Here is a 13,248-nt window from a genome sequence, read left to right as displayed (position 1 = left end):
ATCGTGCCGCAGACCGGACAAACTGGTGCTCCGTGCAGGTGACGCCTGCTGCCATTGTGAGCTTGGCTGGCAGACAAACGGCGCTCCTGATCGCTCTCTATGAATTGTCGGCAGGGGGTGGGTAATGCGTGACGGCTTGAGCGCTGATGTCATCGATATCTGGATATGGAACCTTGAGGAGGCGAGCGCTTCGCAGCTACCAAATCTCGCAAGGACGTTGACGGCCCGCGAGCTCGATGCGGCAGCACGCTTTGTTCATGAACGAGATCGGCGCAGGTACGTTGCAGGCCGGTCGGGGCTGCGCCAAATTGTCGGCAGCTATCTTGGGATCGAGCCCAAGCGCCTAAACCTGAGCTACAATGCCTACGGCAAGCCGCGCATCGCAGCGTCAAACGGCAGTATGTTGCACTTCAACCTCAGCCATTGCGGCGGGATGGCGGCGCTTGCCGTTTCCAGCTGCTACCAGGTCGGCATAGACATCGAAGTGGTTCGGCCACTGAAGGAAGGCAATGTCAGCCGTTTCCTGTCGCCGAAGGAGCAAATGACGCTCGCTGCACTTCCGGCCGGAGAATACCGTCGGGCGTTTTACTCCGTCTGGACACGCAAAGAAGCCTTCGTCAAGGCAATTGGCGTTGGTCTTTCGTTTCCTCTTGATGCATTCGACGTGACGGTTGGCGACGGTCTTCCGCCGCGCCTTGAGCGACTGGATGCAGACGGAAATAGGCCGGCGGACTGGAGTCTGTTCGATCTCCAAATCCCATCTCCATTTGTCGGGACACTTGCGGCGCTGACCGGCGGAAGGCCCGTCAGCCTGAACTATCGAGACGAGAACGCCCAGTTCTTCATGTCAAGCGCGCATCCAGAACGTAACGATTGGCCACCTCATCAAAATGATGGCAACCAAGCAGGCCTTTCTTGAAGTCCGGCGTGATCGTTCGTATGCACCGCTCGCTATAGCTGTCGAGGCTCAGTTCGTCGACCTCCATGATGTTCAGTCCATATCCGTAGATGCCATAGGCATTGCGCTGCGAGGGCCTGTAGAGGCGGCCGCCGCGTTCGAACATGCGTCCGGCGTTTCGCGCGAGCGTGCTGTCTATGACGACCGGATTATGCCGGTGCGGCGTCACGCGCTTGAGCTTTGGACCGTCGACCTCGAAGACATAAAGTTCGCAGCAGTGATCTTCATAGTCGTGGAAATCCGACAGATTGGTGAAAAGCCACCATTTTCCACCATGACGCATCAGTACGCTGTCGGCAGCTGACCTGCCTTCGAGCGCCGTCGAATACAGTTCCCACTTCAACGGAAACTCGACGCAGCGCCAGATCTGGAGCTGGCGCGATTGGTGCCGCTCGGGCATCATGAATATATCCTCGCCATCCCTGAAGACAAAAGGATAGGAAAGGTGGTGCTCGCAGCGCAAGGCTATCCCGAGATGTTCGAACTTATCTCCGCGGAAGCGCCCGACGGCAATATGGGCATTCTTCTGGCCATCAGCATACGCTTCGCAGAAGAGGTAACATTCGTTCTCGTGTTCGAAAAGGAACGGGTCCGCCTTGATCTCGTTCATCGTCGGAGGAATTTCAACGGACTGCTGTGGGTCGAAATCCTCGATGTGGCCCCCGCCGGTATAGAGAGCCCAAACGGACGAACCGGAACGAAGCTTCTTTCTCAGCTTTTTGATGGAGCGTGCGGCAAGGTCGCCGGCAAGCGCAGCGACGTAGCGGCCAAGTTCTGAAGCGGACGGCGGGGGAATTGCCGAAATGGTTCGCCGTGCGATCACACGCAATTGCCGTGTTTCGGCAAGGCGTCTCAATTCGCGCATAACCAAGGTCACGCCACGCTCCTTTATGGAGGCGGCAACGCGCGCGGCGCTTGTCTTGGTATTGAAGAGAGAAGACGCGACGACGTCGACGCTACCGTCCGGCCCTCCGGATTTATAAAGCAATAGTTCGACCGATGCTGCCTTCGAAATTGTGCCACGATAGGCGAACCAATCGACATCATCGGAGACCTGATCGCTGCAACTCAACGCCCATTCTCCGAACGGCAAGGCATCACTTACGCCTATTGGCAAGCCTGAGGGAGTCATACGAATGACGATATCCACTTCCAGATCCTGCATGAGGCGTCGAAGGATGTCCCGGCTCTGCGGCGTCTCCAGGTCGGATGATCCCATGTCGTCGAAGCGCTGGGTTTCCGGCGAAAAGGATTTCGGCACATAGGGGGTCTCATGGGTGAGGAATTTGCGTTCCAGGCGTGCCTCGAGCGCGAAAAGCTTCGGCACCCGGACCTTGGACGCCGACTGGTGCACGATGATACTTGCAAGATCAAAAAGAGGCTCGGAAGCAAGCCTGTCAAGAACCATCAGTTGCCATGCTTCGAGCCGATCCCTCGACTTTGCCAGGACCGCAACTTTCAAAGGTCTGTGCGCTGCTATTTCCATCCACACCTGCTCCCATAATTGGCGGACGTCCGACGGATTGCGCTCAGTGAGCTATTCCGCCTGATGATACGTCCGAGGAGACTTCAAGGCGTGCGGATATGAGATTAGCCAGGGCCTTGCCGGAATCTATCAGCGAATCCTCATGCCATCCTTCCAGGTCGAGCACCGGCGTGTCCTCGGCGACGGCGTTCCTCCAGCCGAACCTCAACTTTCGCGCCCGGCGATTGTGCGCCTGACTGCGCACCAGGACAATTGATGAATCTCTAATCGCCGCGTCATTGTGATGCGCGGCTGCGGAATTCATGAACGCAGTGACCATCGCATTGGCGCGATCCGACTCCACAGGTTCGGCATTTTTCACCTGAAGAAGCTGCATCAGCTTCCATGAGATATTGAAGTGCTTGAAGTAGTCCAGGGCGGTAATGTCTCCTTTCACCAGCTTGCTGGTGAAATGCAGCACCCGCTTCGCGCGCCTCTCCGTCTGCCACCACATCAGGCGGCTTTTAGGCAGCGATGATACGAACATGGGGCACCAGCTATCGATGGCAGCGGTACAGCGTACGTCTATGCCGCTTTCGCGCAACTGCCGGCTGATCTCCATGACCAAAATGCCGTTCACACACAGACCGACCAGGGCCAAACGACGCGTTCCTGCCGGAATTTTCATGGCTTCGATCGCTTGTCGGGCCAAGTCTTCTACCGACATATCCGTCGGTGCGCTCGTCAAGTCAGCGCTGAACATGTTCAGGTTGTGGACGGAAATGCTGTCGTCGATCTCGGCGGCGAGGCCGTAATACAGGAATGGATGATTGAACGTATAGACAACTGCATCGCTGCTGCCCGTCTTGCATGTTACCAATTCCCAAAGGGACCTATCGGCGTCGACGCCTTCCAGTGTCTTGGCTATTTTTGCCGTGAAATCCTGGAATGTCGGAAATTTGGAAATCATTTCGGGATTTGGAACGATCTTGTAGGCCGCCTCCACTTCTTGCAGGAGTTTTGTTGCGAGAACGGAGTCGCCGCCGACGGCAAAGAAATCGTCATCAGGCTGCACCTGATCGACGTTTAAGACGCTGCACCACATCGACGACAGGCGCTTGGACAATTTCTCTCGCCTGCGGATCTGCTGTTCGGCAAACCCCGCCAACTGCGCGATGGACGGATACCGCAAGAGGTGCTTGGCTTCGAGCGGGAGGTTGGCGTCCAACATGCGCGCTGCCATGCGGAAAATCGTGAGGGAGTCGGCTCCAAGCGCGTAGAGATTGTCGTCCACGCCGAGGTCCTGGCTGCCGAGTATGTCCTGCCAAATAGCCGCAAGTTGCTTTTCCATTGCAGTGCGCGGTTTGGTCTTTTCAGCCACGGTGCTGTGGGCAGGAAGTCCAAGCTGCTGCAGGGTTTTGCGATCGAGCTTGCCGTTTGCTGTCTGCGGCAATTCGCTGACCGTCACCCAGTAGGTCGGCACCATGTAGCGGGGCAGCTTCGCCGTGGCGAAGTCCGAGAGATCGGCGGCGCTCGGCTCGGCGCCTGCTTCGGGTACGATGTATCCAACGAGCAATTTGCCGTCACTCTTTTTCTCCGCAGCGACGACCGCGCAATGTCGCACGCCCGGAGCCTTCGAAACGACCGCTTCGATATCGCCGAGTTCGATGCGGAAACCACGGAGCTTGATCTGCTGGTCCCTGCGTCCGAGCAGCTGCAGTGAACCGTCCGCAAGGCGGCGTCCGACATCGCCGGTCCGATAGAGCCGCGTTGGTCGGTTCGAGCCGAAGGAGATCGGAACGAAGGCCCTCTCGGTCAGATCAAGCCGGTCGAAGTAGCCGTTCGCCAGGCCGTCGCCGCCAATGCACAGCTCGCCGGTGACGCCGATGGGCGCGATGTCGTTGTTGCGGTCAACGATGTAAAGCTGGGTATTGGCAATTGGATGCCCGATGGTGATCGGTGCATCCGCGTCGGCAATGCGCGCGACGGACGACCAGACCGTCGTCTCCGTCGGGCCATACATGTTCCAGAGCTCGCCGCCGATCTTCAGTAGGGATCTGGCGAGTTCTTTCGGCATGGGCTCTCCACCGCACAGCATCTTGAGGTGCGGTTTGTCCTCGAGGCCGGCCTCGACAAGCATCTGCCAAAGCGTGGGGGTCGCCTGAAGCACGGTCGCACCGCTTTTTTCCAGGAGATCGACAATGGCGAAGCCATCCTGCACCTGCTGCCGGTCGGCAATCACCGTTTTCCCACCGGTAATGAGCGGCAGGAACAGCTCGAGCCCCGCGATGTCGAACGAGATCGTGGTCACCGCAAGGATCGTATCCCGATCGGTGAAACCGGGCTCCTTCGCCATCGAGAGGAGGAAGTTCGTCAGCGCCCGATGCGAGACTTCGACGCCCTTGGGTGCCCCGGTCGAGCCGGAGGTAAAGATGACATATGCAGGGACAGCGGCATCGGGCGGCAGAGCGTCAAGCGCAGTGCTGGTCATTCGGCCTATCGTCTTTGCTTCCTCGTCGATGCGAATGACTGGAATGTCTTCGGGGGCGAGGGACGCCATGGCGGCGCTGTCGCATATCAGGCCGCCGACGCGCGCGACCTCGAGGGTCTGGCAGAGGCGCTCTACAGGATGGGAAAGATCCATGGGCACGTAGGTGTGCCCGGCCTTCATGATCGCCAACAGCGCCACGACCATGTCTAGCGACCGGTCGACGAGCAGCGCGATGCGCTGGCCGGGCTCGGGTATCGCCTCTTGAATATATCGGGCAAACTGATTGGATCGGGCTTCCAGCCTGCCGTAAGTGATGGAGCGGCCGCCATGTTCGGCAGCAATCGCATCGGGCTGCTTGGACGCCTTGCGGGCGAAGAGGGAGATCACCTGCTCATCGTGCGGATAGTTTGTCGCCGTATCGTTCAAGCCGTCGATCAGCCAGGCGCGTTCGTCATTGCTCAATAGCGGCAGGGTGGAGATCTCGACGTCGACGTTCCTGGACAGTGCTTCGGCAAGCGTTGCGAAATGCTGGATCCAGCGCTCGATCGTCGACCGGTCGAAGACCTCCGCATTGTATTCGACATCGATGCGGATGGCGTTTTCTTCTTCGAATGCGCAGAAGAACATGTCGAAATTGGAAAAGCCCTTCACGTTGTTGGCCATGTTTGCCGTCAGGTTCCCGAAGGGCTGATTGGCGGCGGTGTGGTCCAGATTGAACTGGATTTCCGTCAACGGCAGGCGGCGCGAATCCCGCTTCACGCCAAGTTTGCGGACGAGCGTGCCATAGGTGCAGGACTGGTGCTCTACCGCCTGCAGAACGAGCCGCTGCGTTGCCCTCAGATGCTCGCAGAAGCTCGACTGTGATGCGACGGTCTGGCGGATTGGCAGGAGATTGACGCAATGGCCGAAGAGGATCGCTTCTCCGATCAGGTTCTGACCGGCTGCAGGAATCGCAATCACGATGTCCTCCTGCCTGGAAAGTCTGGACACCACGACCTGCAGCATCGCCAGCAAGGTCGAAAACAGTGTTGCGCCCGACTGCGCGCCAGCTTTTTTCAACGCCTTGTAGACATCGCCCTCGATGTAGCCCGTGCAGGTACCACTGGCGAAGTTGCGCTGTTCGGGACGAGCCCGGTCCAGCGGCAGTTCCGGCAGTTCCGGAATCTCCTTGAATTGATCGAGCCAGAACTGCTCGTCCATTTTGGATTTTTCGGGTGTGGGCGCAAGCTTCGTCGCATAGGTGGCAAAGGAGAGCGCCGGCTCGAATTGCGGTGTCTCGCCATTGCGGATAGCCGCATAGGCTGTCGCTAGCTCGTCGAGAAGCACGCTGATCGACCAGCCGTCGCAGATGATGTGGTGTCCGCTGAAGACGAAGACATGTTTGTCGACTGCCAGACGCGCGATGAAGGCGCGCGCAAGCGGACCGTCGACGAGGTCGAAGGGCGTCCTTGCATCTTCGTCGAGCATCTCCCGCAGCTGCGCCTCGCCGTCGAGCCGGCCGGAGAGATCCACCAGAGGCGCCTTAAGCGCAAAATCGTCGGCGAAGCGGAAGCAATCGCCAGCGCGATTAAAACGGATTCGCAGCGCATCGTGGCGATCCGTCACGAGGCTCAGTGCCTTTGTAAAGGCATCTTCGTCGAACTCGCCGTCCAGCGTCAGCGAAATGGACAGGTTAAACGAGCAGGACGCTTCATCGCCGGTCTGCGCTGCCAGCCAGATCTCCGTCTGAGCTTCCGTGAGCGGGACGAATTCGAGCCTTTCTGCGGGCGTGGCCGGCGCATCGACTGCTTCTTCCGGTGAAGCAGCAGCTGTAGCCGGAGCAATTGATAGTGCCGCCTGCGCCAGGCTTACGGCTGCGGCGCTTTCCGCTATCGCCATCGGTTCGCTGCTCGCCGACGATTGCAGCAACTGGAGCTGCTGGGCGAAGAGTGATTGGAGCAGTTGAATCTGCGATTGAATATGAGCCTGCACATCGCTCATCGATGCCGACGGCGAAGGGGTAGGCGCAAGAGGCCGCTCGGACGCGGCAGAAACCGCCGCCGGTGCAAGAACATGCGCCGCAGGCGGCGGGGATGATGCCGGCGCTTTTTCCGGCATTTTCTCATCGAGATGTTTCGCCAGATTGGCGATTGACGGAATGGTGCTCAAAAGATCGCGGAACGAAATCTTGACCCGGTAGTCCCTCTCGATCCTCTGCGCGAATTGCCCGATGAAGAGGGAATCGAAACCCAGCTCGATAAATGTCGCGGCGACGTCGGCCGGGCCCAATGCGTTCCCCGACATCTCGGCGAGGGTGGCCAGCAATTCGCTTTCAAGCGCAGGGATACGATCGGCTGAAGCGGGGGCGTTCGTCGGGGCGACGCTGCCAGTTGCCGGCATTTGGATCGGAGCCGAAGGCTCGACCACGATTTGCAGCTCGGAGCGAGGCAGTGCATAAGCGCCTGCATTGCGGCGCGCCGATGGAGGCGCGTCGATCCAGTGACGCTGGCGCTGGAACGGGTAGACCGGCAGATCAATGTGTGCCGTTGCGCCGTTCGGCAGTTCCGGCCATTCGAGGACGCAGCCGGCCATCCACAATCTGCCGTGGGCGCCGGCGAAGACGTCGGCAGCTTCGGGCGCGCGATCGTGTTCGGGCAGAGACTGGATCACGGTATTCAGGTTGTCCCGCGCAACGGTCTGCGAAGCAAATACCGAGAGCGTCCGCCCTGGACCAACCTCCAGGAGTACGGGCTTCCTCCCGTCGCACAGCTTTGCGAGGCCAGCGGCGAAATGAACCGCGTCGCGGCAGTGCCTTGCCCAGTAATCCGGCGAGGTGCCCTGTTGGGCCGTCTGCCAGTCTCCGGTCACGCAGGATATGTAGGGAACCGTTGCGGTTCCGTAGGTCACCTTGGCTGTCTCCTCGTAAAGCGCCGCCGCCGCCTCGTTCATCATCGGCGAATGGAAGGCGTGCGACGTGTGCAGGCGGCTGAAGGCGATGCCGCCGGCTTCGAGCGCTGAACAAACCTCGTCGATTTCCGCAAACGGGCCCGAGATGACCGACAGCTTCGGGGCGTTGACCGCGGCGATCTCGACATCGCCTTTCAGGAAAGCGGAAACGGTTTGCGCGTCGGCCCGAACCGAAACCATCGCTCCTTGCGGCTGGCTCTGCATGAGCCGCCCGCGGCTGGCGACAAGCCGGAGTCCATCTTCGAAGGAAATCACATTGGCAAGAGTTGCCGCTACGAACTCGCCGACGCTATGGCCGATCATCGCGTAGGGCCTGAGGCCCCGGCTCATCCACAGCCGAGCCAGCGCATATTCGACGAGATAGAGGCATGGCTGAGCAATGCGCGTGTTGCGCTGTTCGTCCGCCATCGACTCTGGCACTGGTCCGCGATGGCAGATGAAAATGCGAAGATCAAGGCCGAGCATGGGCTTCAGCAGTTCAGCCCCCCTGTCGATCCAGCGCGCGAATTCGGGCTCGCTTTCATAGAGGCCGGTGCCCATGCCGACATATTGCGCGCCTTGTCCGGGAAACATGAACGCGACTGGAGGGGCGTCCGAGGCGATAAAATCCGCAGTGCGTTCCGCGCCGAGCTTTTCTCGCGCCTCATCGATGGTGCGGGCCGATATCGCCAAGCGATGGCTGAACTCGCATCTACCGTTCTGCAGCGTTGCGGCGACGTCGGCGAGCGAAATCTCCGGCCGCTCGGTCAGGTGAGCGCGGAGATTGGCGCGCATAGCCGACAAAGCCGCCGGATTGCGTGCCGACAGCGGCAGGATGTACGGCTTGGTGACGTCGCAGTCTGCCTCGCGTTCTTCGCCAATCTCTTCTTCGACGATGACGTGGACATTCGTGCCGCCGACGCCGAAGGCGCTGACGCCTGCGCGGCGCGGATGTCCCTGCGCCGGCCAGTCCGTCATTTCGGTGGGAATATAAAAGGGGCTCTCCTCGATATTGAGCCGCGGGTTGGGACTGCTGTAGTTGGGCATGGGCGGAATCTTGCCGCGATGAAGCATCAGCGCTGTCTTGATAAGACCGGATACGCCTGCAGCACAGTCCATATGACCGACATTACCCTTTACTGAACCGAGCGCACAGCTCTTCTGCGCGTTCGAAATGTCGACATAGGCCTCCTTCAGTCCGCTAAACTCGATGGGATCGCCAAGCGGTGTCGCGGTCCCGTGGCATTCGACATATCCGATCGACGCGGCGGAAACGCCTGCGCTTGCCAGCGCTGCGGAGATCGCCTCGGCCTGTCCTTGCACGCTTGGTGCCGTGAACCCGACCTTGTCGGAGCCATCATTGTTGATGCCGTAGCCGCGGATGACTGCGAAGATGCGATCGCGGTCCCTTCGCGCGTCATCCAGCCTCTTCAGGAGTACCACGCCTGCGCCGCTTGCAAAGACGGTTCCATCCGCATTCGCATCGAACGGCCGGCAGGTGCCGTCGGCCGACGCCATGCCGCCTTCCTGGTAGATATATCCCCGCTTTTGCGGCAGCGTGATCGACACGCCGCCAGCGAGCGCCATGTCGCATGCATAAGTCTGCAGGTTCTGGCAGGCCTGCGACACGGCAAGTAGTGAGGTCGAGCAGGCCGATTGCAGCGTGAAGGCGGGGCCGCGCAGATCGAACTTGTAGGCAATACGAGTGGCGAGTGCGTCGTTGAGCGCTCCGACAAGTTGCTGAAAACAGCCGACCTGATAGTTGGAGACGAATTCCTCCGCCTTGGCACGATCCCCAAGCACATTGTTGATCAGATAGGTCGGCATCGACGATCCGGCAAAAACTCCGATCATGCCCGGATAGCGATGCGGATCGTAGCCGCCGTTTTCGAGGGCCTCCCAGCAGATTTCAAGGAAGACGCGATGCTGCGGATCAGTGAGTGCTGCCTCGCGTGCGAACATGCCGAAGAATTCGGCGTCGAACATGTCCACGTCCGGAAGATGCGGGCGGGCAGCGACATAATTCGAGGCGGCGCGTTCTTCGTCGGTGAAGCTGTCTTCGATTTCGTCCGGCGCGAATAACGAAAAGGCATTGCGGCCCTCACGGACGAGTTCCCAAAGCGCTTCCACGGAGGGCGCGCCCGGGAAGCGCCCGGACATGCCGATGATCGCGATGCCGCCCGGACCCTGATCGTCCTCGATATCAACTCGCTCGAGATCGGCGTGGGCGGTTTCGTGAATTCGCGTCATGAAGCGCTCCTTCGGAACTGGGACATGGTTTTCCTCTGAAGTGCCGCCCGCTGGGCAGCGGCGATGGATCGGGCGGTGTTTTGCGACTTGCCCTCGATATGGCGGGCAAGCTCGCGGATGGTCGAATGCTTGAACAGCGCGACGACATCCACGGCGCGCCCGAGCCTTGCTTCCAGTCCCGCATGCACCTGCAGAAGCTGGAGAGAGGTGCCACCGAGATCGAAGAAGTTTCTGTCGAGATCGATCCATTCGGCACCCAACGCCTCTCTCCAGAGCTGCGTCAGTAGCATTTCCGCTTGCGTGATTGCCGCGGCTTGCGCATCGGGTCGGGCGGCCTCGATCGGCGGCGGAAGCAGGCTCGCGCGGTCGACCTTGCCGGCCGGGGTGAGCGGGAATGCATCGACCACGACGGCGGCACTCGGAATCATGTAGACCGGAAGTGTCGCGCGCAGCCTTGACATGACCTCCTGGGTGAAGTCGGCGTCACTGAGCCCCTTTTCCGTGGAGGGCCGCAGGTAGGCGACGATACGTTTCAGGGCAGGACCTTGAACGTGGCACAGAACGATGGCGTCGGAGAGTGCCGGATCGTTCCTCAATGCGGTCTCGATCTCGTCAAGCTCGATGCGCTTGCCGTTGATCTTGACCTGCCGGTCGCGGCGTCCCTTGAAGCTCACCGTTCCGTCCGGCTGCAGAAGGGCGATATCGCCGGTCAGATAGCAGCGTTTCGGGCCGGCCCCCGTTGCGACCATGACGAATTTCTCCGCGGTGCGCTCCGGACTACGGAAATAGTCGATTGCCAAGCCGTCGCCGGATATCGCCAGCTGCCCCTCGCAGCCGGGCGGAAGTTCCCGCAATTCCTCGTCCAGAATGCAGATGCCGGTATGGGCGATCGCCTTGCCGATCGGCAGCTCCGCCTGCGCAAAGCCCGGCGGTACGGTGAAAACCGTTGCAAACACCGTCGTTTCGGTTGGGCCGTAGGCGTTGCTGAGCCGGCAGCCGGGATAGCGCTGGAGAAACCGACGGGCATGCACCGGAGAGCCTACGTCGCCGCCGAAGAGCACATGGCGCAGCCTCGGCAGGTCGCCGGCTGCATAGTCGGCGAAGAGATTGAACAACCCCGTCGTGAGAAACGTCATGCTGACGCCGGTATCGCGCATTTCGCCTGCAAGCCGCGCCAGCGAGAAATCGGCATCGGGCATGACGGCGAGCGTGCATCCGTTCAGCAGCGCGCCCCAGATTTCGAAGGTGGTTGCGTCAAAGGCGATTGTGGCGGCGTGAAGGATGACGTCGTCACGCCTGAAATCGATATAGTTCTGATCGAGGACAACCCGAGCGATGCTCCGATGAGCAATCGTTACGCCCTTCGGACGGCCCGTGGAACCGGATGTGTACATGATATAGGCCGGGTCGCCGCCAGTGACTTCGATGGCCGGCCGTTCGGCCGCGTCGCCGTGTGCGAGCCTTCCGATGACAAATCCTGCATCGACGATTGTGCCGCGCAGGTCGGGAACTGATTTGGCCCTTCCAGCGGATGCCGCATTGACGAAGACAACCTTGGGGGCGCACTCGGCGGCGACATAGGCGAGATGCTCTTCTGGATAGGCCGGGTCGAGCGGAACATAGACGCCACCGGCCTTTAGGATGGAAAGCATGCAAATGACGGTATTGAGCGCGCGCGGAAGCAGCATGCCCACGACATCGCCCTTTCGGACCCCAAGCTCGGCCAGGTGTCCCGCCAGAGCATCGGATAGTCTGTCGAGCTCACCGTAGGTGAGGCGCTCCTTTCCAAAGACAATCGCCGTCGCCTCTGGAGCGATGCGGGCCTGCTGACCTACGATGTTCTGGAGAGAGCGGTTCCGGTCATAAGACACAACAACATCGGCTTCGTTCGTTTCAAGAAACGCCGGATCAGTCACTGATTTGCCCCCAATCATTGCCCTGCAGGAGTTCGTCCAATCGCAAAATGAGGGGACAGGATTTCATGATCGAGGAAAATGGCCAGTTGATCATTGGGATGACAGCACGTGCACGAAAGTCTTAGAGGGCCGGTTTTCTCATACCCGGTCACATGTGGCAGTCGCCCGCGAACGTATCCTAACCCCTTGCGACACATGCATTTATGGAAGCGCGCGACAGGCACCGGTGAGCCTGCAGTCCGTGTGCAACGTCACCTGACGCTGTAAGCCCGGATGTAATCTACGAACATGTGCGAAGGATCGGGAACGTCCATATCGACTGCGTCTTTCGCCAATCCCAGATTGACAAGGATATACATCGGCTGGCGGTGCTCCGGCTGGGTTTTGGTTTTCCAGACCAGCTTCTCGTCGAAATACATGCGGATGAATTCGGAATCGATTTTCACGCCATATGTATGAAAGTCGGTGGGCCTTGCGTCGCGGAAGACCTCGATGCGCGAGAAATCCGAATAGTGCCCGCCATCGCGGTGCCAGACATGGGCGGTCGCAGAATATCCTTCCGGTTTGTCTCCGTAGAACTCAAGAACATCGATCTCGGCGGTCGATTTCGACCTGTCCTTGCCAATCAGCCAGAAAGCTGGCCACACGCCTGGCCCGATGGGCAACTGCGCGCGCGTCTCGAAATAGCCGTAGCACTGCGAAAAGCCAACGCCCTTCGGGTCGACGGAGGCAAGCAGTCCGGAACGCCAATCGCCCTGGGCATTGCGGGCCGCCTCGATGCGCAGAACGCCGTCGGTGACGACAAACGGGAACCCGAGTTCGGGATTGGCAAAACGGGCGCCGCCGAAATCGCCGGACCACGGCGTATGAGCGATCCAGCGGGTTCCCGGACCCCAGGCTGATACGCTCAGATCGTCGAAGTTGTCTTCGAAAGTGAGCTTCATCTCCTCGGTATCGATTTCATCGCCGGTGTCACCGGGCACGCAATCTTCGGCATGCGCCAGGCGGGCGCACAAAAGTGCGGCAGCGATCACGATGCCCAGCCGGCGGCCAGCCGACCGCGGCCAGCCTGTACGACGAAGGCAGGTTTGGGGCGTAAACGTTCTCATGCCGCGGACGGTACCCATGCCCACTTTCGCGCGAAAGCGCCCAATTCGACCGAAGGGCTACTGCAAAGGGCTTAAGGCGGACGTAAATACAAGGCGCTTGGGCGCGTGATAGCTTTCCTGTTGAGGAAAACTGG

At 60.0% G+C, this 13,248-nt stretch carries 5 protein-coding genes; 1 reads left to right on the top strand and 4 read right to left on the bottom strand.

Annotated features, from left to right (window positions below):
- Window positions 1-124: 124 nt before the first annotated feature.
- Complete coding sequence (locus AM571_RS14475; protein WP_074062005.1) at window positions 125-919, top strand: 4'-phosphopantetheinyl transferase family protein; 795 nt, start codon at window positions 125-127, stop codon at window positions 917-919.
- Here AM571_RS14475 and AM571_RS14470 read toward each other — a convergent pair.
- The 4 genes from AM571_RS14470 to AM571_RS14455 form a co-directional block, all read right to left on the bottom strand.
- Window positions 843-2,444, bottom strand: a complete 1,602-nt coding sequence (locus AM571_RS14470; RefSeq protein ID WP_074062004.1) for a hypothetical protein — start codon at window positions 2,442-2,444, stop codon at window positions 843-845. The two genes, AM571_RS14475 and AM571_RS14470, sit on opposite strands and share 77 nt — an antisense overlap.
- Window positions 2,445-2,487: 43 nt before the next feature.
- Window positions 2,488-10,089 (bottom strand): hybrid non-ribosomal peptide synthetase/type I polyketide synthase, encoded by a 7,602-nt coding sequence (locus tag AM571_RS14465; RefSeq protein WP_074062003.1) that lies wholly within the window; start codon window positions 10,087-10,089, stop codon window positions 2,488-2,490.
- Window positions 10,086-12,005 (bottom strand): non-ribosomal peptide synthetase, encoded by a 1,920-nt coding sequence (locus AM571_RS14460; RefSeq protein WP_074062002.1) that lies wholly within the window; start codon window positions 12,003-12,005, stop codon window positions 10,086-10,088. The genes AM571_RS14465 and AM571_RS14460 overlap by 4 nt, the downstream gene beginning before the upstream one ends.
- 251 nt (window positions 12,006-12,256) lie before the next feature.
- Window positions 12,257-13,132, bottom strand: coding sequence for a glycoside hydrolase family 16 protein (locus tag AM571_RS14455; RefSeq protein ID WP_237358488.1), 876 nt, complete (start codon window positions 13,130-13,132; stop codon window positions 12,257-12,259).
- Window positions 13,133-13,248: the final 116 nt, after the last annotated feature.

Source organism: Rhizobium etli 8C-3 (assembly GCF_001908375.1).
In the GTDB taxonomy this organism is placed as follows: domain Bacteria; phylum Pseudomonadota; class Alphaproteobacteria; order Rhizobiales; family Rhizobiaceae; genus Rhizobium; species Rhizobium etli_B.
This window is presented reverse-complemented; position numbering and strand designations above follow the sequence as displayed.

What these genes read in the sequence shown, in the direction of transcription:
- AM571_RS14475 (WP_074062005.1), top strand. Translation starts at nt 125, where the DNA reads ATGCGTGACGGCTTGAGCGCTGATGTCATCGATATCTGGATATGGAAC.
- AM571_RS14470 (WP_074062004.1), bottom strand. Translation starts at nt 2,444, where the DNA reads ATGGAAATAGCAGCGCACAGACCTTTGAAAGTTGCGGTCCTGGCAAAG.
- AM571_RS14465 (WP_074062003.1), bottom strand. Translation starts at nt 10,089, where the DNA reads ATGACGCGAATTCACGAAACCGCCCACGCCGATCTCGAGCGAGTTGAT.
- AM571_RS14455 (WP_237358488.1), bottom strand. Translation starts at nt 13,132, where the DNA reads ATGGGTACCGTCCGCGGCATGAGAACGTTTACGCCCCAAACCTGCCTT.